The following is a 26,480-nucleotide window of genomic DNA, read 5'->3' on the forward strand; positions in this document are numbered from 1 at the left end:
AGGCAACGAGGTTCATAGATGAAGGCCATTATCCTGATAGTATCCAGCTTGCTCTGCTTTGTCACGGCGCCCGCCGGGGCGGAGGTCTACCAGCGCAATACCGCGCGGCCGGTCAATCAGGTGGTGTTTGGTCAGGTCGAAACGGTGCGCAATATTACCCAGCGCCAGATCCTGGAGTCCGAGCACTCTGGCTGGAAGACGCTGGGTGGTGCCGTGTTGGGCGGTCTGCTGGGCAACCAGTTTGGTGGCGGTCATGGTCGTGAAATCGCCACCGTCGTCGGGGCGCTGGCGGGAGCTGCGGCTGCGCAGCAATACCAGTCCGGGGGAACCGTGGTGGAAAACAAGCTGGTGGAGCTGCTGATCCGCAACGAGCAAAATGCCCTTATCAACGTGATCCAGGATTATGATCCCACCATGGTCTTTGCCAATGGAGACAAGGTGCGCATTCTCTACTTCGATGATGGGGTGCGGGTCGACAAGACTTACTGACTTTCGATAGTCTCGGTGATGGGGAGACTGTGGCAGGAAAGGAACCCGCAGACTCTCCTGTTGGAAAGTCTGTCGGGCGGTAATACACGGGACTGATGCCCTGAGGATTCAGATAGTTGTCTCTTGAGAGACTATCTTGTCGCGACCGGTGTTCTTTGCCTGATAGAGCAGCCGATCCGCTACGCTCAGCGCCTCGTCCATGGATATCCGCCCGACGCTGATCACGCCGTAACTGGCGCGAACAAAGAGCGGGGTTTCCGGTGACAAGGGTTGCTGGCGCAGCTGCTGACGCAGCCCTTCAAGACGCTTGATCAACACAGGGACGGTACAGTGAGGCACCATCATGGCAAACTCCTCTCCGCCAAAGCGGGCGATCATGGCATCGGGGAAGAACTGGGTCAGTAGCCGGGTCAGATGGCAGAGCAGTTGATCGCCGATGGCATGGCCCCAGTGATCGTTGACCTGCTTGAAGTGATCCACATCGAGCACACAGAGTGCAAGAGGCGTCTGCTGGCGCTGATGTTCTTCAAACCATTTTTGCCCTTCGTTGAACCAGTAGCGCCGATTGTAGAGACCGGTCAGGTAGTCGCGATTGGCTGACTCCTGAATGCTGTTGAACTGCTCGAGCGCTTCCAGATTGTGGCTGACCCGACACTGCAGCTCTTCCGGCTCGAACGGCTGGTTGAGAAAGTCGTTGGCGCCTTGCTTGAGGTAGCGAGCAGAGAGACCGCGCTTGTCCGAGACCGAGATCCCGATAATCGCGAGCTGCTGCTTGCTGTATCGCTCTCTCAGCATCCGCACCAGACTGATGCCATCGATATCCGGCATATAGTAGTCGACCAGTGCCAGCCGGATGTCCGGGTGTTGCTCCAGCATCGCCATCGCTTCACGGGCATGACTGGCCTCATGCACCTGCAACAACTGCTTGCGCAACTGGGCCATGGTGCGGTGACGGGAGGTGCGTGAGTCATCGACCACCAGCACTTCGATGGACTGGTTGAGATAGAGGCGGTGCACCAGACTGACGGCATATTGCAGCGAGTGGCGCGAATCCTTCATCACATAGTCCAGCACGCCGGTTTCCAGCCAGGCGGCACGTTTATCCTCGCTGATGTCGGCAGTGAGGATAACCACCGGCAAACCTCGAGTCAGCAGCTCGTTGACCGCTTCGCCACGGGGCGCATCCGGCAAGGTCAGGTCCACCAGCGCGACCACATACTCCTCTCCCCGACAGTGACGGGCGCCTTCGAGGGTATCGAAGGCGTCAATCTCGAGGCCAGTTTGCTGGGCAATGGCCTGAGTCAGCATACGGCGGATGGTCAGGCTATCTTCGACAATCAATATCTTCTGTTTCATTAGACTCCTTCAAATAAAAAAGGCATACCGACTGGTATGCCTTATATCACAACTGCGCTTATTTATTGCGCGTCGAGGTAGCGTTCGGCATCGAGGGCTGCCATGCAGCCGGTACCGGCAGAGGTGATCGCCTGACGGTAGTTGTGGTCGGCCACATCGCCGACAGCGAAGACACCTTCAATGCTGGTCTGGGTGGCAAAACCGTCGAGGCCGCCACGTACCTTCAGATAGCCGTTTTGCATCTCCAGCTGGCCATCGAAGATCTGGGTATTGGGTTGGTGGCCGATGGCGATGAAGACGCCCATCAGCGGCAGCTCGCTGGTGCTGTTGTCCTGAGTGTTGCGCAGGCGCACACCGGTGACCCCCATCTGATCGCCCAGCACTTCGTCCAGGGTCTGGTGGGTGTGCAGCACGATGTTACCGCTCGCGACCTTGTCGTGCAGACGCTTGATCAGGATCTTCTCGGCACGGAATTCGTCGCGGCGGTGGATCAGGTGCACTTTCTTGGCGATGTTGGCCAGATACAAGGCTTCTTCAACTGCGGTGTTGCCGCCGCCGATCACCGCCACTTCCTGATTGCGGTAGAAGAAACCGTCACAGGTGGCACAGGCGGAGACGCCGCGACCCTTGAAGGCCTCTTCGGAGGGCAGACCCAGATACTTGGCGGAAGCGCCGGTCGCGATGATCAGGGCATCGCAGGTGTATTCGCCGTTGTCGCCCTTGAGACGGAACGGGCGCAGAGTCAGTTCGACACTGTTGATGTGATCAAACAGGATGCGGGTATCGAACTTCTCTGCATGCTCTTTCATGCGCTCCATCAGTGCAGGGCCGGTCAGGCCTTCCGGATCACCTGGCCAGTTTTCTACTTCGGTGGTGGTGGTCAGCTGACCCCCTTGCTGCATGCCGGTGATGAGCAGGGGATTGAGGTTGGCGCGGGCGGCGTAGACGGCCGCGGTGTAACCGGCCGGGCCTGACCCTAAGATCAGCAATTTGCTGTGAGTGACTTGGCTCATGATGTCATTTCCGGGATGTGATGAGTTTGCGCGATTGTAGGTAATTCGTGATCCGGGGTCAAAGGCTGGTGAGTCGATTGCACTAATCGTGTTCACAAGGGGTGACATGCAAAATAAAGGAATAAAAAAACCGCCCATCGCGGGCGGATTTTCACTCATCTCCAACTGGCGCAGGCCAGAGCAGATCAGTTCAGCAGGGTCAGGGGATCCGTGTAGGCAAGGCCATGTGCCACGGCCACTTCCTTGCAGGTGAGCTTGCCCTCCATCACGTTGAGCCCGTGCAGCAGGTTGGGATCGCTCAGCAGTGCCTGACGATACCCTTGCTGGGCCAGCTTGATGATAAAGGGGAGGGTGGCATTGTTGAGCGCCACGGTCGAGGTGCGGGCCACTGCCCCAGGCATGTTGGCGACACAGTAGTGCACCACCTCATCGACAATATAGGTCGGATCCTGGTGGGTGGTGGCGTGGGAGGTTTCCACACAGCCGCCCTGATCGATGGCCACATCGACGATGGCAGAACCCGGCTTCATGCGCGCAATGTGGTCACGGCGGACAAGTTTTGGCGCAGTGGCACCCGGCACCAGCACGCCGCCGATGACCAGATCGGCCGCCAGCAGATGGCGTTCCAGGGTCTCGCTGTTGGAGTAAACCACCTTGGCTGCTCCCTGGAACTCGTTATCGAGACGACGCAGGGTATCGACGTTGTTGTCGAGGATGGTCACATCCGCGCGCAGGCCAATGGCCATGCGGGCTGCATTGGAGCCGACCACGCCGCCGCCGATGATCACCACCTTGGCCGGTTCGACACCAGGTACGCCGCCCAGCAGCACACCGCTACCGCCGCGGGATTTCTCCAGCGCCTGGGCACCTGCCTGAATAGACATGCGTCCGGCCACTTCCGACATGGGGGCCAGCAGGGGCAGGCCGCCACGGCCGTCGGTGACGGTTTCATAGGCGATACAGATGGCACCGCTTTTCAGCAGGGCTTCGGTCTGGGGCAAGTCTGGCGCCAGATGCAGATAGGTGAACAGGGTCTGACCCGGACGCAGCATGGCACATTCGACAGGCTGAGGTTCCTTGACCTTGACGATCATCTCGGCTTTGGCGAAAACCTCTGCAGCAGAGGCCAAAATTTCGGCTCCAACAGCGATATAATCTGCATCGCTGAAGCCAATGCCGTTTCCGGCACCGCTTTGGACGAAAACAGTATGGTTTCGTGCTGTCAGTTCACGTACACTGGCCGGAACCATGCCTACGCGGTATTCATGGTTTTTTATCTCTTTAGGTACACCGATAATCATGCTATCCCTCGTCTATAGATTGGTGTTTCATGTTGCCAAAATGTTAACCAACATTTGCGCCTAGTATATTCAGGTATTGACAGGATTTGTGACCATAATTATAAAATGACTGGTGATTCTTACCAAAAAATAGCCAAAGGATGGAATAAAATGATGGAAGCTAAGAGTCGGCTAAAGGATTTGGACAGGATTGACCGCAACATTCTTAATGAACTGCAAAAGGATGGCAGGATTTCGAATGTGGAGTTGTCCAAGCGAGTTGGCCTGAGTCCTACACCGTGTCTGGAACGGGTTCGTCGCCTCGAGCGACAAGGTTATATCGAAGGATATGCCGCTATTCTGAACCCTCATTATCTGGACGCATCTCTGCTGGTGTTTGTAGAGATAACCCTCAATCGCGGGGCGCCTGATGTGTTTGAACAGTTCAACAAGGCTGTTCAGGTGCTCGAAGAGATCCAGGAGTGTCATCTGGTTTCCGGTGACTTCGACTATCTGCTCAAGACCCGAGTCAGCGACATGTCGGCTTACCGCCGTCTGTTGGGGGAAACCCTGCTGCGTCTGCCCGGTGTCAATGACACCCGCACCTACGTGGTGATGGAAGAGGTCAAGCAGAGCAGTCGTCTGGTGATCAGCACCCGATAAAGCAGGTTATGCCGTGGTATCTTTCCCATATGAGACACCATGACAGTCAGAAACGAGCGGCCGGTCCGCTCGTTTCTTCTTGTAAAGATAATTGCAAATATGGCCCCGTCCCATCAGGCTCTGGCTGACAATTGATGGGCTTTTCGGGGATACTAGGCCCCCTTATTTCCTGCATTACATGTTTTCAGAAAGGAGCCGGAGTTTGGCCGATAAAAAGCTGTTTACTCCTTTATCAGGTACACAACGGATCTTCGAAGCCGTCTTGATCGCCATCACCCTGATGGCTGCTTATCTTCTGCTTGCCCTGTTGTCCTATCATCCCGCTGATCCCGGCTGGTCCCAGACCTCCTGGCAAGGGGAGGTGAAGAACCTCGCCGGTAGTGCCGGTGCTTGGCTCGCCGACATCACCATGTTTACCTTTGGTGCTTTCTCCTATCTGGTGCCGCCGCTGGTGGTACTGCTGGGCTGGAGTCTGTTCTGGCGCCCGAGCCGTCTGCTCGATGTGGATTACCTCACCCTGGGGGTGCGGATCATCGGCTTTATCCTGACTGTGCTCGGCATGTCGGCCATTGCCAGCATGAACTTCAACGATATGCAGAACTTCTCCGCCGGTGGTCTGGTGGGGGATGTGATCGCTTCTGCAGTAGTGCCGCTGTTTGGCGGCGTCGGGGCCAACCTGATGCTGCTCTGCTTCGTGGCAACCGGCATCACCCTGTTTACCGGCTGGTCCTGGCTCACTATTGTCGAGCAGATCGGTGCGGCCTGTACCGGTTCGGTCAGCGCTGTTTACCACTTCCCGACCACCCTCGGCCGCTGGCTGACTGGTGGCTGGCGTCAACCCCGCAACGAGGGGCCGGATCCCTTGCTGGAAGGCGGGGTCGGGGCCATCGCGTTTGATGATGAGGAAGATGAGCCGCACACCAGCTGGACTCGCAAGCCCAAGGCTAAGAATCAGAAGGCTGCCGCCGAAGAGTGGCTGCCGGAACTCGACGACGATACCTTCGAGTTCGACCCACAGTTTGATGATGAAGAGGACGAGCCGACTCCGGCTGCCAAACCGAAACGTGCGGTGGCGGCTGCCAATGGGCGCCGTCAGCCGGTACTGGCTGTGGCCGATGACGATGATGAGGACGATCTGGATCTGCCGTGGGCCGAAGGGGACGACGAGGTCGCCGCGCCGGTAGCCGTCGCACCAACCAAGCCCAAGCGTCGTCTGCAGTCAACAATGCCGCCGTTGCCGAGTATCGAACTGCTGGACAGACCGCCAGCCAAGACCCAGATGATGAGCAAGGATGAGCTGGATCGCATGGGCCGTCTGGTGGAGGCCAAGCTTGCCGACTACAACGTGCAGGCCAAGGTGGTTGGCGTCTATCCGGGCCCGGTTATCACCCGTTTTGAACTGGATCTGGCGCCTGGCATGAAGGCGAGCAAGATCACCAACCTCTCGCGCGATCTGGCCCGCTCCTTGTCTGCCAGCAGCGTGCGAGTGGTCGAGGTGATCCCGGGCAAAACCTATGTCGGTATCGAGCTGCCCAACCGGGTGCGTCAGACCGTTTACCTGCGCGAAACCCTCGACTGCGATGCTTTCCGCGATAGCCGCAACCCGCTCACTATGGGCCTGGGTCAGGACATCGCAGGGGAGCCGGTGGTGGTGAACCTGGCCAAGATGCCGCACCTGCTGGTGGCCGGTACCACAGGTTCCGGTAAGTCGGTGGGGGTGAACACCATGATCATCTCGATGCTCTACAAGTCATCCCCCGATGATCTGCGTTTCATCATGATCGACCCCAAGATGCTGGAACTCTCGGTCTACGAAGGGATCCCGCATCTGCTGACCGAGGTGGTGACCGACATGAAGGATGCCGCCAACGCCCTGCGCTGGTGTGTGGGCGAGATGGAACGCCGTTACAAGCTGATGTCGGCGGTCGGGGTGCGTAACCTCAAGGGCTACAACGACAAGGTGCTGGCCGCCATCGAGGAGGGGGAACCCCTGCTGGATCCGTTGTGGCGCCCGGGTGACTCCATGGATCAGATGCCGCCGGAGCTGGAGAAACTGCCCCACATCGTGGTGGTGGTGGACGAGTTTGCCGACATGATGATGATCGTCGGCAAGAAGGTGGAAGAGCTGATCGCCCGTATCGCCCAGAAGGCGCGGGCCGCCGGTATTCACCTCATTCTGGCGACCCAGCGTCCGTCGGTGGATGTCATTACCGGTCTTATCAAGGCCAACATCCCGACCCGGATCTCATTCCAGGTGTCGAGCAAGATCGACTCGCGCACCATCATTGATCAGGGCGGCGCCGAATCTCTGCTCGGTATGGGCGACATGCTCTACATGCCGGCCGGGACCTCCAACCCGACCCGGGTACACGGTGCGTTCGTCGATGACCACGAAGTGCACAAGGTGGTGGCGGACTGGAAACTGCGCGGCGAGCCGAACTACATCGAGGAGATCCTCTCCGGTGAGTCGGGTGGAGAAGGTGGCAGCGGCGAATATGGCGGTGGTGGCGACGAAGAGCTGGACCCCCTGTTCGACGAAGCGGTTGCTTTTGTGGTGGAGTCCCGCCGTGGCTCGACCTCCAGCGTCCAGCGCAAGTTCAAGATTGGTTACAACCGGGCAGCCCGTCTCATCGAGCAGATGGAGAATCAGGGCATCGTCAGCTCACCGGGTGGCAATGGTCAGCGCGACGTGTTGGCACCGCCGCCGGTGCGGGACTAAGCCTCACCGTTTCATACTATCCCTGGCCATGCCCTCCGCGGGCGTGGCCTTTTATCGAGAGCGTCTTTATGAAGAGCGTGATGAAAAAACAACTGTTGATGGGTACCGTGCTGCTGATGGCCAGCAGCCAGGTGTGGGCCGATGCGGCCAGCGATCTCAAACAGAAGCTGGCGGGTGTCAGCCTCTTCTCCGCCAAATTTGCCCAGACCGTCTATGACAGCAAGGGCAAGGAGCTGCAAAAGGCCAGCGGCGATCTGCTGGTGCAGCGGCCAAACCGTTTCAACTGGCACACCACCTCGCCGGACGAGAGCCTGATCGTTGCCGATGGTCAGGATGTCTGGGTCTATGATCCCTTCGTCGAGCAGGTGACCGCTCTCAAGCTGAAAGATGCGGTGCTCAACACCCCCTTTATTCTGATCGCCGGCAATGACGACAAGTTCTGGAAGAACTATGACGTGACCCAGCAGGGGGATGTCTACACCGTCACCAGCCGCAACAAGGATGAGCTGATCGCCTCCTTCCGTGTCACCTTCGACAGACAAGACAACATCAGTCGTTTCGATGTGAAAGAGGCGCAAGGGCAGTGGAGTGAATTCACCCTGAGCAGCTTCAACCGCAAGCCGGTGCTCAAGGGCAACGAATTTGTTTTCAAGATCCCGAAGGGGGTCGAGTTGGACGACCAGCGCTAATGAGCAAGCGGTCGTTGGATTGCTCGCCACAGCTCCAGTCAAAGGCGAGTGGCGTGACGCTGGGTGGCCAATACAGATGAGCAACTTGTCGCTGGATTTCTCATCGGACTTTCGTCCGCTGGCGGCCCGGATGCGGCCGCAAAACCTCGACCAGTATATCGGTCAGCAACATATCCTGGGGGCTGACAAGCCCCTGCGCAAAGCGATCCTGGCGGGTCACTGCCACTCGATGATCCTGTGGGGGCCGCCCGGTACCGGCAAGACCACGCTGGCGGAGTTGATGGCTCACTACTGTCAGGCGGAAGTGGAGCGACTCTCTGCGGTCACCTCCGGCATCAAGGAGATCCGCGCCGCCATCGACAAGGCGAAGGAGAATAGCTGGCGCGGGGTTCGCACCATTCTGTTTGTGGATGAGGTGCACCGCTTCAACAAGAGCCAGCAGGATGTGTTCCTGCCTCACATCGAAGATGGCACCATCACCTTTATCGGTGCCACTACCGAAAACCCCTCGTTCGAACTCAACAACGCACTGCTCTCACGAGCCCGGGTCTATCTGCTCAAGCGACTGGAGGAGAGCGATATTCTCGCCATGCTCGATCAGGCGATGACCGATCCCCGTGGTCTTAATGATCCGGCACTCACCTTTGCCCCCGGCGTCAAAGAGGCGTTGGCTAAGGCAGTTGATGGGGACGGGCGAAAATCCCTCAACTATCTGGAGCTGTTGGCCGACATGGCCGAAACCGACAGCACTGGGGGGCGGGTGATCGACAGTGCCCTGCTCGCCGCCGTGGTGGGGGAGCACGTGGCCCGCTTCGACAAGGGGGGCGATCACTTCTACGACCTCATCTCGGCGGTGCACAAATCCATTCGCGGCTCGGCGCCGGATGCGGCGCTCTACTGGTATGCCCGTATGGTGAGCGCCGGTTGCGATCCCCTCTATATTGCCCGCCGCTTGCTGGCGATTGCCTCGGAAGATGTGGGCAATGCCGATCCGCGCGCCATGCAGGTCGCCCTGTCGGCCTGGGATTGTTTCCATCGGATCGGGCCGGCGGAAGGGGAGCGGGCCATCGCCCAGGCGATCGTCTATCTCGCCTGTGCCCCGAAAAGCAATGCGGTCTATACCGCCTGGAAGGCGGCGCTTCATGATGCCAAAAACCTCCCTGACTTCGAGGTGCCGGTGCACCTGCGCAATGCGCCGACCAAACTGATGAGCGATCTGGGCTATGGCGCCGAGTATCGCTACGCCCATGACGAGCCGGGCGCCTATGCCGCAGGCGAGCAGTATTTCCCGCCCGAGCTTGCAGGCAAGCAGTACTACCAGCCCACCGATCGCGGCCTTGAAAAGCAGATTGGCCAGAAGCTCGATTACCTCCATGAACTGGACAGGCAAAGTCCGCAGCAACGGGGCAAATAGCCCCTTTGTTACCTCGCATGGCTGAAAATTGGTCAGGCGTTTGAATATGCAGGACGGTTTGCGTGCCAAAGTCGGTAAAAACGACACAAATAGTCCCTGTTCGGGCGGGGGGGCGGTCTGCTACACTGCCCGTCTGACCCCGCTTGTCTTGGCCTTGCGCCATCTTCTTGATCTCGAAGGCCTGATTGTTGAGGCCCGATTCTGAAGACGATTGGGGTGCGCCAACCGATGTTAACTTCCGGATCTGTTTCCCAGCCCGTCATGACGACTCAGGCCCAGATCCCATTTTAAAAAAGTAGGTAAACCATGCTGGATCCCAAATATCTGCGCAGCGATATCGAAGAGGCTGCCGCTCGTCTGGCGACACGTGGCTACGTTCTGGACGTAGCGGCTGTCAACGCTCTGGAAGAGAAACGCAAGGATCTGCAGTCCCGTACCCAGGAGCTGCAGGCCGAGCGCAACGCCCGCTCCAAATCCATCGGTGAAGCTGCCCGTCGTGGTGAAGATGTTGCCCCGCTCAAGGCCGAAGTGACCAAAATCAACGACGAGCTGGAAACCAGCAAGGTCGAGCTGGATGCCCTGCTGGCCCAGCTGAAAGCCATTGCCGACGCCATCCCCAACCTGCCGAGCGAGACCACTCCGGTGGGCCGTGACGAGAACGACAACGTGGAAGTGCGCCGTTGGGGTACCCCGCGTGAGTTCAGCTTCCCGGTACGCGATCACATCGATCTGGGCGAAGCGGCCAAGGGCGTTGACTTCAAGAATGGCGTCAAACTCTCCGGTACCCGTTTCGTGGTGATGAAGGGTCAGATTGCCCGTCTGCACCGTGCCCTGGCTCAGTTCATGCTGGATCTGCACACCCAGCAACACGGTTACACCGAGTGCTACGTGCCCTATCTGGTGAACCCGGACAGCCTCTATGGCACCGGTCAGTTGCCGAAATTTGCCCAGGACCTGTTCAATACCGGTATCGAAGGTGAAGGGGAAGAAGAGGGCAAGGTACGCAAGTTCTCCCTGATCCCGACCTCCGAGGTGCCGCTCACCAACATGGCCCGTGACGAGATCTTTGACGCGCAAGAACTGCCGATCAAGATGACCGCCCACAGCCCCTGCTTCCGCTCTGAAGCGGGTTCCTACGGTCGTGATACCCGTGGCCTCATCCGTATGCACCAGTTCGACAAGGTTGAAATGGTTCAGCTGGTTCACCCGGAGAAATCCTGGGATGCACTGGAAGAGATGGTGGGTCACGCCGAGAAGGTGCTGCAACTGCTGGAGCTGCCGTATCGCGTGATGGCGCTCTCTACCGGTGACATGGGCTTCTGCGCTTCCAAGACCTACGATCTGGAAGTGTGGCTGCCGGCCCAGAACACCTATCGCGAGATCTCCTCTGTCTCCAATTGTACCGACTTCCAGGCGCGCCGCATGCAGGCTCGCGTGCGCATCGACGGCAAGCCGCAGCTGCTGCACACCCTGAACGGTTCCGGTCTGGCGGTGGGTCGTACCCTGGTTGCCGTGATGGAGAACTACCAGCAGGAAGATGGCCGCATCGCCATCCCGGCTGCGCTGCAATCCTACATGGGTGGCCTGACCCACATCGGGTAAGCTCACACCGCAGACCACAACGCCATGGCATTGCCATGGCGTTGTGCATTCTGGCGCCGATCAACCGTTTTAGTGCTGAAAAAATACGGTTTTTCGGCGTCGCTTTGAACAGTTAACACATTTTTATCAAGCAATGCGCAATCGTTTTTGTTAGACTGCGCCGCAATTTCGCAGGACATCTTTTTCTATGGTCTGGATTGATTACGCCATCATCGGCATCGTCGGTTTCTCTGCTCTCATCAGCCTGGTGCGCGGCTTCGTCAAGGAGGCCATGTCTCTTGTCACCTGGTTCGTCGCCTTCTTTATTGCCAGCCATTTCTATCCCGATCTCGCCGTCTATTTCACCTCCTTCTCCGACGCGCTGGTTCGCAACGGTCTGGCCATCGCGGCGCTGTTTGTGGCAACCCTGATCCTCGGCAGCGTGGTCAACTATGTGGTGGGCCTGTTGGTGGACAAGACGGGTCTCTCCGGTACCGATCGGGTGCTGGGGGTCTGCTTCGGTGCAATTCGCGGGGTGCTGATCGTCAGTGCCCTGCTTTTTTTCATGGATACCTTCACCAACCTCTCCCAGAGCGACTGGTGGGTGGCGTCCAAGCTGGTGCCGGAGTTCAAGCCGGTGATCCAGTGGTTTTTCGGGTTCATGTTGAACTCATCCAGTTTTCTTAAACAGGTATAGTGACTTCGAGGTAGCAAAGACATGTGTGGTATTGTCGGTATAGTTGGCACCACCCCCGTCAATCAGGCCCTCTACGACGCCTTGACGGTGTTGCAGCACAGGGGACAGGATGCCGCCGGGATCGTGACCATTGATAGTGGAAACTTCCGGCAACGCAAGGCCAATGGCCTGGTGAAGGACGTGTTTGAAGTGCGCCACATGCAGCGTTTGCAAGGGAACATCGGCATAGGTCATGTCAGATATCCCACCGCAGGTAGCTCAAGTGCCGCTGAAGCCCAACCTTTTTATGTGAACTCGCCCTACGGCATGGTGCTGGCCCATAACGGCAACCTCACCAACGCCAAGGAGCTCAAGGAGCAGCAGTTCAAGGTCGCCCGTCGCCACATCAACACCACCTCCGACTCGGAAGTGCTGCTGAACGTGCTGGCCCACGAGCTGGATCGCTGTGACAAGATGGCCCTGCGTCCCGAAGATATCTTCGCCGCGGTGCGCAGAACCCATCAGCAGATCCGCGGCGCTTATGCGGTGGTCTCGCTGGTGATTGGCCATGGTCTCATCGGTTTTCGCGATCCCAACGGCATTCGCCCGCTGATCCTCGGTCGTCGTCAGGACGAGCTTGGCCAGGTGGAGTACATGCTCGCCTCCGAGAGCGTGGCGCTCGACGCCATCGGTTTCGAGACGGTACGGGATATTGCGCCGGGTGAAGCCATCTACATCACCGAGCAGGGCCAGCTCTTCTCCGAGCAGTGTGCGGAGAACCCGCAGATGAGCTCCTGCATCTTCGAATACGTCTACTTCGCTCGTCCCGATTCGTGCATCGACAAGGTCTCGGTCTACGCCGCTCGCCTCAACATGGGTCGCAAGCTGGGTCAGAAGATTGCCCGCGAGTGGGAAGATCTCGATGTCGATGTGGTTATCCCTATCCCCGAGACCTCCTGTGACGTGGCGCTGGAGATCGCTCATACCCTGGATCTGCCGTACCGTCAGGGCTTCGTGAAGAACCGCTACATCGGCCGTACCTTCATCATGCCGGGCCAGACCCAGCGCAAGAAGTCAGTGCGTCGCAAGCTCAACGCCATCAGCTCCGAATTCAAGGGCAAGAAGGTGTTGCTGGTGGATGATTCCATCGTGCGTGGTACCACGTCCGAGCAGATCATCCAGATGGCCCGTGAAGCGGGGGCAGCCAAGGTCTACTTCGCCTCGGCGGCGCCGGAAATTCGCTTCCCCAACGTCTATGGCATCGATATGCCCACCGCCAACGAGCTGATCGCCCACGGCCGTGAAGTGGAAGAGGTGTGCAAGCTGATTGGCGCTGACGGTCTGATTTTCCAGGATCTGGAAGATCTGGAAGCCGCCGTGCGGGAGATCAACCCGGATCTGCGTCACTTCGAGACCTCGGTGTTCAATGGCCACTACGTCACCTCCGACGTGGACCAGTCCTATCTGGATCACCTCAATGCCCTGCGCAACGATGACACCAAAGCGGTGCGTGAGTGGCAGGAAGGCACCAGCAATCTGGAAATTTTTAACGAAGGAAGTTAAACGTTTGCGGTTTTGCCGGATGGGATAGCGAGATGGGGGCCTGTGGCCCCCATTGTCGTTTCTACCTAACACGGCAGAAGGGGGAGGAGATATCTGTTTGAAAAATATCCGCTTATCTTGCCGGATATGGGCATGGCCAGCGGGATCCGCTAGCATAGGCGGCAACATATATGACCGTTACGCTTTTAAGAGACGAGAGTTCAGATGGATGATCTGCTAGCCCCAGTGAGCCAGTTTTTGCAGTGCGAGACCCCGGATGAGTGGGTAGAGATGGCGCGGGATCCGGCCCGTTTACCGACCCTGCTCATCGATAACGCCAACTGCGAGACCAAGGCCGCACTCACTGCCCACAGTCTGGTGCGCCGCTACTGCCTGCCCAAGGGCAAGCGCCATCTGCTGCCCAAGCTGGAGTTCTATCGCGAGCTGGATGCCATCCCGGAGAAGGCCGAGATCCTGGGCAAACGCAGCATGGGGGAGTCTGATCGCACCGTCTTTGCCGAGCTGGAACGCAATCCGCTGCTGTTTCCCATGGTGCGGCTCATTCAGGAGGAGCTGCATCACTTCGAGCAGGTGCTGGAGATCATGCAGGCCCGCGGCATCGAATACGGGCCGGTGACGGCCTCTCGCTATGCCCGCCAGTTGATGCAGCATGTGCGCACCCATGAACCGGCCACCATAGTCGACAAGATGATCATCGGCGCCTATATCGAGGCCCGCTCCTGCGAGCGGTTTGCCAAGCTGGCGCCCCATCTGGACGAAGAGCTGAGCCGCTTCTACGTCTCTTTGCTACGCTCCGAAGCACGTCACTATCAGGATTACCTGAGCCTGGCCGAACAGTACGCAGGGGAGGATATCGGCGAGCGGGTGGCCTTCTTTGGCAAGCTGGAAGCCGAGCTTATCTGCTCGCCGGATCCGCAGTTCAGGTTTCATAGCGGCCTGCCTGTCACATCTGACAGTTGTTGACGCACAGGGGGCAAACTACTATTGCCCTGTTCCTACTACGAGCGACAAGTAGTTACTTTTGAGCGCAATTCCCGGCCCTGAGCCGGGATCTTTTTTTGTCGTACGTCCTTCCTGCTTTTGGCGCTCTATGCTGAATCCCTGGCTATTTTTGCGTCTTCCCCTTGCGATGAAATCCTGTTCGATCAGCCGGTTATTGTGGTGATAAAGTGCTCATTCAAGTGGCTCACCCTTGTAGAAACGGGCGAAACCGTGTACTTTTTTGCCTTCGCAAGATTTGAATAACCAATCAATAGGAGCGTGTATGCGCATTGTTCTGTTGGGGGCTCCGGGTGCCGGCAAAGGTACTCAGGCTCAGTTCATCATGGAAAAACACGGTATTCCCCAGATCTCCACCGGCGACATGCTGCGTGCGGCGATCAAAGCGGGCACCGAGCTCGGTCTGAAAGCCAAAGCTGTGATGGACGCAGGTCAGCTGGTCTCTGACGACATCATCATCGGTCTGGTCAAAGAGCGCATCGCTCAGCCGGACTGCGCCAAAGGCTTCCTGTTGGACGGTTTCCCGCGCACCATTCCCCAGGCGCAAGCCATGAAGGACGCCGGTGTCGTGGTTGATTTCGTGCTGGAGTTCGATGTGCCGGACGAAGAGATCGTCAAGCGCATGAGCGGCCGTCGCGTTCACTCCGGCTCCGGCCGTACCTACCACGTGGTGTTCAACCCGCCGAAAGTGGAAGGCAAGGATGACGTGACCGGTGAAGATCTGGTGATCCGCGCCGACGACGAAGAGACCACAGTACGCAAGCGTCTGGATGTATATCATCAGCAGACCGCGCCGCTTATCGGTTTCTACGGCAAAGAGGCGGAAGCGGGCCACACCCGTTACGTCAAGATCGACGGCACCCAGCCGGTTGATCTGGTCAGCAAGCAGCTTGCCACCATTCTGGGCTGATCTTTGCTGCCGGCACTGTTTCCCGTGCCATCAGATAAATAAAGAGAAGGGCCCTGTCGGGCCCTTTTTGCATAATGACAGATAGACAGGAAGCCAACGTGACCACGAAAACCGGAATATTGCTGGTCAATCTGGGTACCCCAGCCGCACCGACCACCGCTGCCGTCAAAGCGTTCCTCAGCCAGTTCCTGCACGATCCCCGTGTGGTGGACCTGCCCCGTTACCTCTGGTGTCCGCTGCTCCACTTCATCATCTTGCCGACGCGCTCGCCCAAAGTGGCCAAGCTCTATCAGCAGGTCTGGACCGAGCAGGGCTCGCCGCTGATGGTGATAAGCAAGCAGCAGCGCGCTGCGCTGGAGCAGGAGCTCAAGCGGGAGGGGGTCGATGTGCCGGTGGAGCTGGCGATGACCTATGGTTCCCCGTCAGTGAATGATGGCTGGCAGGCGCTCAAGGCCAAAGGGGTCAACCGGGTGATCCTGTTGCCGCTCTATCCGCAATATTCGGTCAGTACCACCGCCTCGGTCTTCGATGCCTGGAGCAAGGCGATGAAGAGAGAACGCAATCTGCCGGTGGTACGGCTCATTCGTGATTATCACGCCCACCCCGAATACATTCAGGCGCTGGCCATGAGCGTGCGCCGTCACTGGGAGCTGCACGGTCAGGGTGATCACCTGCTGATGTCGTTCCACGGTATTCCCGAGCGCTACGAGAACGAAGGGGACCCCTATGGTCACCAGTGTCGCCACACCGCCACTCTGCTGGCCGAGGCGCTCGGGCTGGATGCCGGGCAGTGGACGGCAAGCTTCCAGTCCCGCTTTGGCAAGGAGGAGTGGCTCAAGCCCTACACCGACGTGACCATCGCCGGTATGCCTGCAGCTGGCATCAAGCGGCTTGATGTAATTTGTCCAGCCTTTGCCGCCGACTGCCTCGAAACCCTCGAGGAAATTCAGGTACAGAATCGGGAGGTCTTCATGGAGGCCGGTGGCGAGCGGTTTGAATATATTCCGGCCCTCAACAGTGATCAGGCCCACATCAGGATGATGGTCTCGCTCATTTGCCGCGAATTGGCATGAGTGACCGGCAGTCAGTCAAACAAGGAGTCGAGTCATGATACATATCACGCTGATCTACGCAGGCCTGCTGGGGCTGCTGTTTCTGGGGCTCTCCTTCTGGGTGGTCAAACGCCGCGCCCAGTTCGGGGTGATGATAGGGCAGGGGGAGGCCCCCGAGCTGCTGGCGGCGATCCGGGCCCACGGCAATTTTGCCGAGTATGTGCCGCTGACCCTGCTGCTGATGGCGCTGTGCGAGCTCTCCGGTGCCGGTGCGCTCTGGCTGCATGCCGGTGGCGCCATGCTGCTGGTCGGCCGCATCCTGCATGCCATCGGCATCCAGATCCCCAAAGCCCCCAATGTGCCCCGTTTTCTGGGTACCTTGCTGTTCTGGCTCGCCCTCGGCCTCTTCACTGTGCTGGCTCTGTTGCAGGGCATGGCGGCCGCCTGAAAACCGACGCTTTTTTATGCTATGGAACCACCCCGGACGGGGTGGTTTTTTTATGGTGAAAAGGCAAACGTTTTTCCTTGCAAGCCTTGTCTATACTGACTCCATTATTTAAACAGGGCGACTTTTCGGGGCGGCGGATTGTGTTAAAATCCCGCCCCTCTTTCCCCCAGAGCACAGAACATTGCCATGAAATTTCCCGGTCAGCGCAAGTCCAAACACTACTTCCCTGTCGACAGACGCGATCCCCTGGTTCCGCAAAATCCCCTGTTAACCGAGCTGGGCAAAGCCTACGTCGTCGGGATTGATCAGACCCTGGTTGATATCGAAGCCCATGTGGATGAAGACTTTCTGACCCGTTATGGTCTGAGCAAGGGGCACTCCGTCGTTATCAATGACGATGTAGCAGAACGGATTTATGACGAGCTCAAGGCCAACAACATGGTAGTGAGCGAGTTTGCCGGTGGCACTATCGGCAACACGGTACACAACTACTCGGTGCTGGCCGACTCCCACTCCATCCTGCTGGGTGTGATGAGTCAGGACATTCGCATCGGCTGCTACGCCTACCGTTATCTGTGCAACACCTCTTCCCGTGTCAATCTGGACTATCTGCAGCCGGTTGATGGCCCCATCGGCCGTTGCTTCACCTTCATTACCGAGTGCGGCGAACGCAGCTTCGGCATCAACGCCGGCAAGATGAACCAGCTGGATGTGCAGCGCATTCCGGAGGATGTGATCAAAGGGGCGTCTGCCCTGGTGATCACCGCCTATCTGGTGCGTGGTGACGATGGTGATCCGATGAAAGAGGCGGCCATGACAGCTGTGCGTTATGCCCGCGAGGCCGGTATTCCCGTGGTGCTGACCCTGGGCACCCGTTTCGTCATCGACGAAAACCCCCAGTGGTGGCGCGACTTCATTGCCGAGAACGTGACTGTGCTGGCGATGAACGAAGACGAAGGTGAAGCCCTGACCGGTATCGCTGATCCGCTAGGTGCGGCCGACAAGGCGCTCGACTGGGCCGACATGGTGCTCTGTACTGCTGGCCCCATCGGTCTTTACATGGCGAGCTACACCGACGAGGACTACAAGCGCGAGACCACTCATACCCTGTTGCCGGGCGTTATCCCCGAGTTCAACATGTATGAGTTCAGCCGCCCGATGGCCCGCGCCAAGTGCCGCAAACCTGCCCGCATCTACTCCCACATCTCCCCGTATATGGGTGGCCCGGAGAAGATCAAGAACACCAACGGGGCAGGGGATGGCGCCCTTTCCGCCGTGCTGCACGACATGGTGGCCAACTCCTATCACCGGATGAATGTGCCCAACTCCGCCAAGCACATCTCCGAGTTCCTGACCTACTCCTCACTGGCCCAGGTGTGCAAATACGCCAACCGTGTCAGCTACGAGGTGTTGGCCCAGAGCAGCCCCCGTCTCTCCCGCGGTTTACCGGAGAAAGAGGACAGCCTGGAAGAGGTTTACTGGGAGCGTTGATCTCCTGAGTCTGCAAGACGCCTCCATCGGGAGGCGTTTTTGCAGGCAAATGGGAGTTATCCCGGCTTTTTTCCCGGAATAACCCCAATATGCTTGAGTCCATGTCACTTTTACGACACCATTTGGCCATCGTATTGTCGCCCGACAATGCCGCAGCACCCGAAAGAAAGAGAGAATCCCATGAGCATGCTTAACGACAACCTTGACGCCAATTTCCAACTGTTTATCGAACAAGTCCGCGAGTCGGGTCAGGTGTGGGGTCTGCGCTATGGGGAAGACTGGGTCGTCTGCCGCTCCGCCGAATTTGAAGATGCCGACGTGATGCCGCTCTGGTCTGCCGAAGAGGACGCCCGTCTGCACTGCGTCGACGAGTGGGCCGATTACGAGCCGGAAGTGATCGATCTGGAAGAGTTTCTCGATATCTGGATCAACGATCTGGATGAAGACGATGTACTGGTCGGCCCGAACTGGAACGCCGATCTGGAAGGCCAGGAGCTCGAACCCATCGAGCTGGCCAAGGCACTGGTTGAACTGGACGCCTGAAAGCGCCTCCATTGATGGCCTGAACGCACAGGCCATCGGGACAAAGACCGGCACCCGTGAGGGTGCCGGTCTTTTTTATGGTCGAATGGCCCGATTGATGAGTTAAAAGCCGATTTGCCTTTGCACCTGTCAGGGGGATGGTCCATCATCAACCTTTTGCCAAGGGAGGAGCGCCATGTTTGTATTCGACGTAACGGGAGCTGCGGGTGAGAAGGCCAGCATTCGGGTGCAGGCGCTCGATTGGGCGCAAGCCGGGCCAGTGACCTTCCAGTGCGATGATGATCAGCTGGCGGTCGTGCTTCTGAGCGGTTGTCGTTGCGACGCGGTGGGCTTTTTCAACCTGTTGGCGGGGTGCAAACCCCTCTATATCGAACAGTGGCTCAGCTATCTGCAGGAGAGTGGTCGCATTGGCAAGTGGAGCCACCAGACCGAGAGTCCCGCCGATGGGGACTATCTGGCCAGAGCCGGTCTGGAGCACGATGAACTCAATACCCTGCTTGGCCAGGTCTATCAGGTGGCGGGGTTCAATCGCCTGCAAATCAACCGTTACCTCAAGAACCGCCACAACCCCACCACGCTGGCGACCCGTTACGATCAGAAAGAGCTGGAGCGCTATCGCCAGCTCAATGACATCATTCTGACCCTGTTGAAGCTGAAGCATCCTCAGTAAAGAGCCCCAGCTGGCTGATATCCGGTCGCAGTGGTTGCGGCCGGGCGATCAGATAACCCTGCAAACCATCCACGTACATCCCTTGCAGCAGTTGTTTCTGGCCAAGCTGTTCAACCCCCTCTGCAATGACCTGACACCCCATCCGATGTGATACATCGACGATCATCCGCACGAACTGCTGGTTGGTCTGATCCTGCTCCAATCCGGTGATAAGGGCAGGATCCAGCTTGATGTAGTCGGGCTTGAGCTCGCGAAACAGGGTAAAGGAACCGATCCCCTTGCCGAAATTGGCGATCGCCGAGCGGCTGCCGTTGCGGCGCAGCAGTTCAAACACCCGCTTGGCGCCTGTCAGGTTGCGCTCCAGATGCTCTTCATCCAGTTCGAACACCAGATTGGCACTGGTATTGGGATCTTTGAGCAGCTGGCGGTCAAGCCAGATCAGGAAGGCGCTGTTTTGCAGCAGGTTGGGGGAGAGGTTGATCCCCCAGCGACTCTGGTTGGCACCAAAGGCCCGGTACTGACGCATGATGTGGGTAATGACCAACTGCTCCAGCCGCATCACCATATCCAGCCGCTGTGCCATGGCAAACAGGGTGTCGGTGGGCAGGGCGGTGCCGTCATTGCCGCTGAAGCGGGTGTAGATCTCGTTGTAAGCCAGCATGCTGCGGTGCAGGGGCTGGATCGGCTGATAGGTAAAGCTGAGGCGCTCCTGCGCCAGCACGTCGGTCAGCACGTCGCGCCAGTGGTGTTGCCCCTGCAGATCGGAGGCGCTGTCATCCTGCTGGATGGCCCAGCCGTTGATGGTTTCGGTCTGGGCGCGAGCCAGCGCCAGATCCGCTCTGGCCAGCACGGCTTCAATTTTCTGGCCGCTGCTGAGCTTGGTCAGCCCTGAGTAACCGGTGCTCTCCAGTTCGTGCTGATCCTGATAGTGATCGAAGGCCACCTTCAAATCCTGCCCCAGCAGATGGGGAGGAATATTGGCCACCGGTTGCACCAGCACGGCGAAATCAGCCCCCGAAATGCGGTAGACCTGATTGCCCGGGAAGCGGCTTACCACCCGCTTGATGAGAGCGGCCATGTCCTTGATGTAGGCATCACCAGACTGGAAGCCGCGCTGGGCGTTGATCTTGCCAAGCTCGGTGGCACGGATCAGTACCAGGGTCGCGGTCTGGGTGTCCTGATCCCGCTGCAGCAACTCGGTCATGTCGCGGCGAAACGCGTGGCGGTTGAGTAGCTGAGTCAGCTCGTCTGTGGTGGCCAGGTTGCTGAGCTCGGTCAGCTGGCGATGAGCGCTCTGCTCGGCACTTTCGAACTGCTCCAGCAGCTGTTGCAGTACCTCCTGGGAGGCGGGCTCATCGAGTTGTGAGGGATCCCGTCCCCTGATCGCCTTGATCCAGGTGAGCTCCTGATGCTGGAGCATGCCATCCATGGTGCGGATGGCCAGCATCAACAGCAGGATCATGCCAAGCAGTGTGGTGGCCAGAATAATGGCCAAAGTGAGCGGTGTGCTCTGAAGGGCCAACCAAACTGCTTGCAGGAGCAGCAGGGGTATGGTCACTATGGTGGCGATCAGAAAGAGGGTACGTCCGAGCTTGTGAACCATCTTGTCATCCTTGAAGTGGCTGCTTTGTGGGGGAATTTTAACCAAGCTGGCGGAGCAAAGCATGCTATTCCTCGCAACTCGGTGAAAAGGGTCAATTGAGATCGGTTAAATGTGAGTGAAACCACTTTCACAGGTGCCGAAACAGGCGAAGATGAGTTGAAAATAGATCAAACAAGGCAGAGGTAAATCATGTTGTTAGAGCCCGAAAATAGTGCCAAAGCACGACAATTATTGAACCAGAGTATGGCACTGGTGCTGGCGGGTGGACGTGGTAGTCGCCTGAAGCAGTTGACTGACAACCGCGCCAAGCCTGCCGTCCATTTCGGTGGCAAATTCCGGATCATTGATTTTGTGCTCTCCAACTGTATCAACTCGGGGATCCGCCGCGTTGGTGTAGTCACCCAATACAAATCTCACAGCCTGCTGCGTCACCTGCAATCGGGCTGGTCCTTCCTGCGTTACCAGATGAACGAATTCATCGACCTGCTCCCTGCCCAGCAACGGGTGGACGAGGTGCACTGGTATCGCGGCACCGCCGATGCCATCTATCAGAACGTCGATATCATCCGCGACTACGGCCCCAAATACCTGGTGGTGCTGGCGGGGGATCACATCTACAAGATGGATTACGCTGCCATGCTGCTCGACCATGTGCGCCTTGGCGCCAAGGTGACTGTGGCTTGTATCGAGGTGCCGCGGGCCGAGGCATCCGCCTTCGGGATCATGGATATCGACGAGCAGCGCAAGATCCGCGCCTTCGTCGAAAAACCGGCCAATCCGCCCGCCATGCCGGGTTGCGAAGATCGCTCGCTGGCCTCCATGGGGATCTATATCTTCGAGGCGGAGTACCTCTACCAACTGCTGGAGGAGGACATTCACAATCAGGACTCCAAACACGACTTCGGGATGGACGTGATCCCCCGCATCGTGGAGGAGGGGATGGCATTTGCTCACCCCTTCAACATGTCCTGTGTCGGGGCGCGCGAGGGGCAAAAGCCCTATTGGCGTGACGTGGGTACGCTGGACTCCTTCTGGGAAGCGAACATGGATCTCGCCTCCGTGCTGCCCGAGCTCGACATCTACGATCAGAACTGGCCCATCTGGACCAGCCAGACCCTGACGCCACCGGCCAAGTTCGTGCAGGATCGCAATGGTCAGCATGGCATGACCATCAACTCCATGTTCTCGGGCGGTACCATCGTCAGCGGGTCGTTTGTGCTCAACTCGGTGCTCTTTACCAATGTGCGGGTGCACTCCTTCTGCACCCTGGATCAGGCCATTATTTTCCCCGGGGTAGAGATCGGCGCCGGTTGCCGTCTGCGCCGGGTGGTGGTGGACAAGGGATGTGTGCTGCCCGATGGGCTGGTGGTGGGCGAGAATGCCGATGAGGATAGCCGCCGCTTCTACCGCTCCGAGCAGGGGATTGTGCTGGTGACCAAGGAGATGCTGGACAAGCTGGTTTGAGGAAAGCCCTTGAAACTGTGTCAGACGCTGTAATGCAAAGGGAGCCAATTTGGCTCCCTTTTTCATGCTGGTGAATGACGAAGATTATTCGCTAACCACCGCTTTGGCGGCCATCACCATGGCGGTGCCGTGCTTGCCTCCGGCGGCGGTCACTTGCGGTACGCCATCTTCGTCGGTGTCGCTGCCGGCACCTTCGATGATGTTCTCGCCGGAGTCACCGATCCACTCGGCCATCTGCATGCCACCGTTGACGGTGCCACGGAACCAGCTGACGTACTGACCGGTCAGCTTGGCCAGCTCCAGCTCGGGCGTCTTCTCGGCCCCTTCGTTGCGCAGGTTCAGCATGGCAGAGCGCAGGGCGCCGGAGATGGCAGCTTGGGTCCAGGGGGTGTATTCACCCTGTTTACCCGCCAGCCAGGTGCCCGCCTTGGCATTGAAGTAGGCCTTGTCGGTGACGATGAACAGCTCGCGGGCGGCAGTGCGGTACTTGGCATCGGAGGTAGCGAGGAAGGCGGCAGTCAGACCACGGATGGCGGCGAACTGCGCATCGATGGAGTGGCTGGCATCGAGTTTGCCACCCAGGGTGATGCCATCATGCACCAGACCATTTTTGCCCTTGAGGTTGGCAAGGATGAAATCGGCCTGTTTGCGGATCAAGTCGAGCGCCTCTTGACCCTGCTTGGTCTTGAGGTTCAGCTCGCCATTGTCACCGGCGGCGTAACCGACCGGCAGCGCGTCCTGAGCGCGCTGGAAGATCTGCAGGGCGACCAGTGCGTAAGCAGCGTCAAAGGTGGTGACGTGCTTGCCCTGTTTGCCTGCCTGCCAGCTGTCGACCAGGGTGCCAGCCTTGGTATCAAAGTGCAGGGTTACCAGGTTCTTGAAGGTGAGGTTTGAGAGATTGATCGCCAGCGAGAAGGCATCGCTGCCCGCGACCGCTTTGCCCAGGTCATTGGTCTTGTTGGCAGCCGGTGCGGCGGCAAATGGCGCACCGTCAAACACGGCGTGGAAGGCCGGGTTCGGGTTGGTGTTGGCGCTGCGCTGATCGCTGAAGGCATAGAACTCGGAGAGCGGCCACAGCATCATCCAGGCATCGCGCAGCTGGGCGGAGCCATCCACCACCTCCAGCTTGCCGATGGCACCGGCATCGTTGTTGCTGGTTTCGGTCACTTTCACCTGATGGGGGAAGTAAATCACGCCCTTGGCCGGATCGTACTGCGGGGTGATCTTGGCGCCCAGTTGCTTGCCATCGAAGCCAAGCTGGTTCTGCATGATGGCCAGCTTGTCGATGGATTGTTCGGTCAGCATCATGCCGTTGAAGCCATCGGCGGCAGAGACGCCCAGCTTGTGCTTGCCATCCTGATCCATGGTGGCGGAGGCGGCTTCTACCTCTTCATCGGTCTCGGCCACGTGCATGCCGCCGAGGAAGTCCTGGGACCACATCACCTCTTTGAGCAGGATGCCGCCCACCGCTGCGGGCACCAGCAGGTTGTCGCTGCCGCTCCAGCGCAGGGTGCTGTAGTCGCGGAAGTAGGCGGGCACCTGGGTCTTGACGGTTTTCTCGGTCCCTTTGGCGGTCTTGATGGTGATCTGGTCGCCATTGACCGGGGTGGCGTTGACGGCCTGGGCAAACTCCGGATTGGCGGAGGCGTAGGGCAGGGAGAGGGGATACATGCCCTGCGGCACTTCATCCGCCGGGAAGCCAACGGCGTCGGCCATGGCCAGCACCCGTTGCCCCAGAGAGGCCATGGTGCCGCCACGGGCCAGGTTTTGCGGCCCGTTCACCAGATGCGGGCCCATGCCGGATTGGTAGTTGAGGGCGTACATCGCCTCTTCGGAGTATTCGTAGGATTCGATGCCGGCAGCGAAGTCGAACGGGGTCGGCTCATCGGCACGGTTGGCATCCAGCACGTCCAGATCCAGCCCCAGCGCTTCGGCCAGCGGCTCACCGGAGAGCTCGAATTCGGTATAGGCCAGCATGTTGGCGGCGGTATTGAATGTCTTGTCTTCGACTTTGACGGCAGCCTGTGCGGCGCTGCTGAGGAGTGCGCAGGCGATTGCCTGAACCAGTACGGTTTTTCTCATGTCCCTTCTCACCATTGGTTTTATTATTGACGCTTCTCATGACGAATCTAAATGAGAATGGTCTGCATTATGCTGTGTTGAGGGGAACTTGAGAAGTAAAAAACCGCCCCATTCGGCTGCACGTTAAACCGGATGTGCGCTGTCGAAGAGGACGGTTATCTGCTTACTGCGCTGAAAGTGCCGGTGCGGCGGCGATCAGAGCAGTTTGAACGGGATGACCAGACGGCCAGGCTCCACCTTGAGGGCTTCGACCTTCTCCTTGATCCTGGCTTCGTTCTTGCGGCTGCTGTCGAGGCGATAGACCGGGGTCTGCGACAGGAACAGGGAGAGCGACTGATTGAAGGTGGGCAGCAGTGGGGTGAGGGCAGCCCCGATATCGGCCGGCTCGGTCTTGACCGAGATCAGCTCAAGGTCGCGCAGATAGATGGCGCCTTGATCGGCCACATAGTCCGGGCGTGCGCTCAGGGCAAAGCGGATCTTCATCTGCTGGCTGCCAAGGGGGCTGCTCACCTGCAGGTCGCCAGCGGCGTCCAGCTCGATGCGATCTGCTTGTTTGCGGCCGATACGGCTCTGCATCTCATCCAGACGGATCTTGCTCGACATGATGCCGGGGATCCCCAGCTGTTTTTCAAAAGAGACCTGATCTTTGAGGTACTGGTTGATTTCGGCCTCGCTGACATTGTACTGGGTCAGGGAGCAGGCCCCCAGCAGCAGGGCGAGGGGGAGTAACAACAGCTGTTTCAACATGATGGATTCCGCTTGGGCAACTATGATGGCGCTATCTTACGCGATAACGGGCGTGGAATGAGAGCCTCATACCGTGGGAAATCACGGAGTTGCTGCATTCCCGATTGTTTATTGGCAACCGCCGGGTTCATCATCGACGAGTGAGCGGAATAGGGCTGGGCTGTTTGCTGTGGGCATGGGTCTACGCCTTAAGCAGAGAGAAGAGCACAGAGAACGAGGAGAACGTAATGGTTCGGATGGGCAAGGTTGGCCGAAGGGCGCTGCTGTGGCTTGGCTGCATGATGGGACTCTGGAGCCCGTCGTTGTGGGCCGAGGTGAAGGTGATCCCGGTCTTCGAGGCGCAGGCGGCGGTGCAGGCCCTCAAGGAGATCTATCCCCAGCTTGGGGTGAGTGCCATGGGTAACCAGCTGGTGCTGAGCGGGACGCCAGCCCAGCTGCAGGAGGCCGAAGCCACGCTGGCGCAGATCAACCAGCCACCGCAAAACCTGCTTATCGAGTGGCGGGTCGATGGTGCCGCCAGCGGTCAGCAACTGGGGGGCTCAATCAGTCGCGACGAGGCCAAGCGGCAGTGGCTGGTCGATGGCAATGCCCGGCAGTACCAGCGCAGCCAGAACGACAGTTGGCAGGTGCGCGGGCTGTCGGGCCGTTCCGTGCTGCTGCAGATGGGCTCCTATCAGCCGGTGACCTTCTATCAGTGGAACGGGGGCGCCGTGGTGGGGATGATGCCGCTGGTCAACGGCCTCTATGCCACGGCCACCTTGATTAGCGATCGGGTGCAGATTGCGCTGAGCAGCGAACAGGCGAGGCTGGATCAGGGCACCATCAATCGTGGGCAGAGTGCCACCGAGGTAAGCGGGGCCCCGGGCCAGTGGCTGACGGTGGGAGAGCTTTCGACCAGCTCAGCGGATCAGGGGAGTAGCCTCGGCACCCAGCTACAGGGCGGGCGTGGCAGCCAGAGCGATCGCCAGACCCTGCAGATCCGGGTTACTCCTCAATAGGACTGAATACCGCGCAATCCGTGCCCGGAG

24 protein-coding genes are annotated in these 26,480 nt (G+C 58.7%); 17 read left to right on the plus strand and 7 right to left on the minus strand.

Going from position 1 to position 26,480, the window contains the following annotated elements; translation table 11 throughout:
* Window positions 1–18 precede the first annotated feature (18 nt).
* On the plus strand, window positions 19–489 hold the full coding sequence (locus OKC31_RS16005) for a glycine zipper 2TM domain-containing protein (protein WP_247822649.1): 471 nt from the start codon (window positions 19–21) through the stop codon (window positions 487–489).
* A gap of 108 nt (window positions 490–597) precedes the next feature.
* Here OKC31_RS16005 and OKC31_RS16010 read toward each other — a convergent pair whose 3' ends face one another.
* The 3 genes from OKC31_RS16010 to ald form a co-directional block, all read right to left on the minus strand.
* The gene (locus OKC31_RS16010; protein WP_247822650.1) at window positions 598–1,845 is read right to left on the minus strand and encodes a diguanylate cyclase; all 1,248 of its coding nucleotides are present in this window, start codon (window positions 1,843–1,845) and stop codon (window positions 598–600) included.
* A 62-nt stretch (window positions 1,846–1,907) separates the two neighbouring features.
* On the minus strand, window positions 1,908–2,858 hold the full coding sequence (gene trxB, locus OKC31_RS16015) for a thioredoxin-disulfide reductase (protein ID WP_270657164.1): 951 nt from the start codon (window positions 2,856–2,858) through the stop codon (window positions 1,908–1,910).
* A gap of 185 nt (window positions 2,859–3,043) precedes the next feature.
* The gene (ald, locus tag OKC31_RS16020; RefSeq protein ID WP_005337098.1) at window positions 3,044–4,159 is read right to left on the minus strand and encodes an alanine dehydrogenase; all 1,116 of its coding nucleotides are present in this window, start codon (window positions 4,157–4,159) and stop codon (window positions 3,044–3,046) included.
* A gap of 150 nt (window positions 4,160–4,309) precedes the next feature.
* Here ald and lrp point away from each other — a divergent pair, with 150 nt between their 5' ends.
* From lrp to serS, 5 genes are all read left to right on the plus strand, one after another.
* Window positions 4,310–4,801, plus strand: a complete 492-nt coding sequence (gene lrp / locus OKC31_RS16025) for a leucine-responsive transcriptional regulator Lrp (RefSeq protein WP_005300047.1) — start codon at window positions 4,310–4,312, stop codon at window positions 4,799–4,801.
* A 202-nt stretch (window positions 4,802–5,003) separates the two neighbouring features.
* Entirely contained in the window at window positions 5,004–7,520 is a 2,517-nt protein-coding gene (locus OKC31_RS16030) for a DNA translocase FtsK (RefSeq protein ID WP_270657166.1), read from the plus strand.
* Window positions 7,521–7,600: 80 nt separating this feature from the next.
* On the plus strand, window positions 7,601–8,209 hold the full coding sequence (lolA, locus tag OKC31_RS16035; protein WP_041202312.1) for an outer membrane lipoprotein chaperone LolA: 609 nt from the start codon (window positions 7,601–7,603) through the stop codon (window positions 8,207–8,209).
* A gap of 76 nt (window positions 8,210–8,285) precedes the next feature.
* Window positions 8,286–9,623, plus strand: a complete 1,338-nt coding sequence (locus tag OKC31_RS16040; protein WP_100646088.1) for a replication-associated recombination protein A — start codon at window positions 8,286–8,288, stop codon at window positions 9,621–9,623.
* A gap of 306 nt (window positions 9,624–9,929) precedes the next feature.
* Window positions 9,930–11,225 (plus strand): serine--tRNA ligase, encoded by a 1,296-nt coding sequence (gene serS, locus OKC31_RS16045; protein WP_005337087.1) that lies wholly within the window; start codon window positions 9,930–9,932, stop codon window positions 11,223–11,225.
* Window positions 11,226–11,227: 2 nt separating this feature from the next.
* Here the strand turns inward: serS and OKC31_RS16050 are convergent, their stop codons facing one another.
* Window positions 11,228–11,404: a hypothetical protein gene (locus OKC31_RS16050; protein WP_159158775.1), complete on the minus strand. Its 177-nt coding sequence runs from the start codon at window positions 11,402–11,404 to the stop codon at window positions 11,228–11,230.
* A gap of 8 nt (window positions 11,405–11,412) precedes the next feature.
* Between OKC31_RS16050 and OKC31_RS16055 the strand changes: the two genes are divergently transcribed.
* From OKC31_RS16055 to OKC31_RS16095, 9 genes are all read left to right on the plus strand, one after another.
* Complete coding sequence (locus OKC31_RS16055) at window positions 11,413–11,901, plus strand: CvpA family protein (protein WP_128815423.1); 489 nt, start codon at window positions 11,413–11,415, stop codon at window positions 11,899–11,901.
* Window positions 11,902–11,922: 21 nt separating this feature from the next.
* Complete coding sequence (purF, locus tag OKC31_RS16060) at window positions 11,923–13,443, plus strand: amidophosphoribosyltransferase (protein ID WP_042063846.1); 1,521 nt, start codon at window positions 11,923–11,925, stop codon at window positions 13,441–13,443.
* A 204-nt stretch (window positions 13,444–13,647) separates the two neighbouring features.
* Window positions 13,648–14,406, plus strand: a complete 759-nt coding sequence (miaE, locus tag OKC31_RS16065; protein WP_270657168.1) for a tRNA isopentenyl-2-thiomethyl-A-37 hydroxylase MiaE — start codon at window positions 13,648–13,650, stop codon at window positions 14,404–14,406.
* Between the two features lie 301 nt (window positions 14,407–14,707).
* Window positions 14,708–15,352: an adenylate kinase gene (gene adk, locus OKC31_RS16070; protein ID WP_005337083.1), complete on the plus strand. Its 645-nt coding sequence runs from the start codon at window positions 14,708–14,710 to the stop codon at window positions 15,350–15,352.
* 98 nt (window positions 15,353–15,450) lie between these two features.
* The gene (gene hemH, locus OKC31_RS16075) at window positions 15,451–16,425 is read left to right on the plus strand and encodes a ferrochelatase (protein WP_247822655.1); all 975 of its coding nucleotides are present in this window, start codon (window positions 15,451–15,453) and stop codon (window positions 16,423–16,425) included.
* A 34-nt stretch (window positions 16,426–16,459) separates the two neighbouring features.
* Window positions 16,460–16,852, plus strand: coding sequence for an MAPEG family protein (locus OKC31_RS16080; protein ID WP_270657170.1), 393 nt, complete (start codon window positions 16,460–16,462; stop codon window positions 16,850–16,852).
* Between the two features lie 186 nt (window positions 16,853–17,038).
* The gene (locus OKC31_RS16085) at window positions 17,039–18,343 is read left to right on the plus strand and encodes an inosine/guanosine kinase (RefSeq protein ID WP_270657172.1); all 1,305 of its coding nucleotides are present in this window, start codon (window positions 17,039–17,041) and stop codon (window positions 18,341–18,343) included.
* A 180-nt stretch (window positions 18,344–18,523) separates the two neighbouring features.
* Entirely contained in the window at window positions 18,524–18,886 is a 363-nt protein-coding gene (locus OKC31_RS16090) for a DUF2750 domain-containing protein (protein ID WP_005337077.1), read from the plus strand.
* 175 nt (window positions 18,887–19,061) lie between these two features.
* On the plus strand, window positions 19,062–19,556 hold the full coding sequence (locus tag OKC31_RS16095) for a hypothetical protein (RefSeq protein WP_042055706.1): 495 nt from the start codon (window positions 19,062–19,064) through the stop codon (window positions 19,554–19,556).
* Here OKC31_RS16095 and OKC31_RS16100 read toward each other — a convergent pair.
* The gene (locus OKC31_RS16100; RefSeq protein WP_270657174.1) at window positions 19,519–21,159 is read right to left on the minus strand and encodes an EAL domain-containing protein; all 1,641 of its coding nucleotides are present in this window, start codon (window positions 21,157–21,159) and stop codon (window positions 19,519–19,521) included. The two genes, OKC31_RS16095 and OKC31_RS16100, sit on opposite strands and share 38 nt — an antisense overlap.
* Before the next feature lie 189 nt (window positions 21,160–21,348).
* Here OKC31_RS16100 and glgC point away from each other — a divergent pair, with 189 nt between their 5' ends.
* The gene (gene glgC, locus OKC31_RS16105) at window positions 21,349–22,623 is read left to right on the plus strand and encodes a glucose-1-phosphate adenylyltransferase (RefSeq protein WP_005337070.1); all 1,275 of its coding nucleotides are present in this window, start codon (window positions 21,349–21,351) and stop codon (window positions 22,621–22,623) included.
* 84 nt (window positions 22,624–22,707) lie between these two features.
* Here the strand turns inward: glgC and OKC31_RS16110 are convergent, their stop codons facing one another.
* Window positions 22,708–24,705 carry a hypothetical protein gene (locus OKC31_RS16110; protein ID WP_270657175.1) on the minus strand — a complete coding sequence of 666 codons (1,998 nt, stop codon included), beginning with the start codon at window positions 24,703–24,705 and terminating at the stop codon, window positions 22,708–22,710.
* 195 nt (window positions 24,706–24,900) lie between these two features.
* Window positions 24,901–25,452, minus strand: coding sequence for a lipoprotein (locus OKC31_RS16115; protein ID WP_136501231.1), 552 nt, complete (start codon window positions 25,450–25,452; stop codon window positions 24,901–24,903).
* Window positions 25,453–25,730: 278 nt separating this feature from the next.
* On the opposite strand from OKC31_RS16115, the gene OKC31_RS16120 reads away from it, so the two are divergent.
* Window positions 25,731–26,450: a hypothetical protein gene (locus OKC31_RS16120; RefSeq protein ID WP_425600910.1), complete on the plus strand. Its 720-nt coding sequence runs from the start codon at window positions 25,731–25,733 to the stop codon at window positions 26,448–26,450.
* The last annotated feature ends 30 nt before the right edge of the window (window positions 26,451–26,480 follow it).

Origin of the sequence: Aeromonas sp. Y293-4 (assembly GCF_027705905.1) — a bacterium.
In the GTDB taxonomy this organism is placed as follows: Bacteria; Pseudomonadota; Gammaproteobacteria; order Enterobacterales; family Aeromonadaceae; genus Aeromonas; species Aeromonas veronii.

Bases quoted from the DNA above. Each gene is read 5' to 3' on its own strand.
- OKC31_RS16080 (WP_270657170.1), top strand. From the start codon at position 16,460: ATGATACATATCACGCTGATCTACGCAGGCCTGCTGGGGCTGCTGTTT.
- serS (WP_005337087.1), top strand. From the start codon at position 9,930: ATGCTGGATCCCAAATATCTGCGCAGCGATATCGAAGAGGCTGCCGCT.
- OKC31_RS16040 (WP_100646088.1), top strand. From the start codon at position 8,286: ATGAGCAACTTGTCGCTGGATTTCTCATCGGACTTTCGTCCGCTGGCG.
- ald (WP_005337098.1), bottom strand. From the start codon at position 4,159: ATGATTATCGGTGTACCTAAAGAGATAAAAAACCATGAATACCGCGTA.
- OKC31_RS16050 (WP_159158775.1), bottom strand. From the start codon at position 11,404: ATGTCCTGCGAAATTGCGGCGCAGTCTAACAAAAACGATTGCGCATTG.
- OKC31_RS16085 (WP_270657172.1), top strand. From the start codon at position 17,039: ATGAAATTTCCCGGTCAGCGCAAGTCCAAACACTACTTCCCTGTCGAC.
- miaE (WP_270657168.1), top strand. From the start codon at position 13,648: ATGGATGATCTGCTAGCCCCAGTGAGCCAGTTTTTGCAGTGCGAGACC.
- lrp (WP_005300047.1), top strand. From the start codon at position 4,310: ATGATGGAAGCTAAGAGTCGGCTAAAGGATTTGGACAGGATTGACCGC.
- OKC31_RS16115 (WP_136501231.1), bottom strand. From the start codon at position 25,452: ATGTTGAAACAGCTGTTGTTACTCCCCCTCGCCCTGCTGCTGGGGGCC.
- purF (WP_042063846.1), top strand. From the start codon at position 11,923: ATGTGTGGTATTGTCGGTATAGTTGGCACCACCCCCGTCAATCAGGCC.
- lolA (WP_041202312.1), top strand. From the start codon at position 7,601: ATGAAAAAACAACTGTTGATGGGTACCGTGCTGCTGATGGCCAGCAGC.
- glgC (WP_005337070.1), top strand. From the start codon at position 21,349: ATGTTGTTAGAGCCCGAAAATAGTGCCAAAGCACGACAATTATTGAAC.
- OKC31_RS16110 (WP_270657175.1), bottom strand. From the start codon at position 24,705: ATGAGAAAAACCGTACTGGTTCAGGCAATCGCCTGCGCACTCCTCAGC.
- OKC31_RS16010 (WP_247822650.1), bottom strand. From the start codon at position 1,845: ATGAAACAGAAGATATTGATTGTCGAAGATAGCCTGACCATCCGCCGT.
- OKC31_RS16100 (WP_270657174.1), bottom strand. From the start codon at position 21,159: ATGGTTCACAAGCTCGGACGTACCCTCTTTCTGATCGCCACCATAGTG.
- adk (WP_005337083.1), top strand. From the start codon at position 14,708: ATGCGCATTGTTCTGTTGGGGGCTCCGGGTGCCGGCAAAGGTACTCAG.
- OKC31_RS16090 (WP_005337077.1), top strand. From the start codon at position 18,524: ATGAGCATGCTTAACGACAACCTTGACGCCAATTTCCAACTGTTTATC.
- OKC31_RS16095 (WP_042055706.1), top strand. From the start codon at position 19,062: ATGTTTGTATTCGACGTAACGGGAGCTGCGGGTGAGAAGGCCAGCATT.
- OKC31_RS16005 (WP_247822649.1), top strand. From the start codon at position 19: ATGAAGGCCATTATCCTGATAGTATCCAGCTTGCTCTGCTTTGTCACG.
- OKC31_RS16120 (WP_425600910.1), top strand. From the start codon at position 25,731: ATGATGGGACTCTGGAGCCCGTCGTTGTGGGCCGAGGTGAAGGTGATC.
- OKC31_RS16055 (WP_128815423.1), top strand. From the start codon at position 11,413: ATGGTCTGGATTGATTACGCCATCATCGGCATCGTCGGTTTCTCTGCT.
- trxB (WP_270657164.1), bottom strand. From the start codon at position 2,858: ATGAGCCAAGTCACTCACAGCAAATTGCTGATCTTAGGGTCAGGCCCG.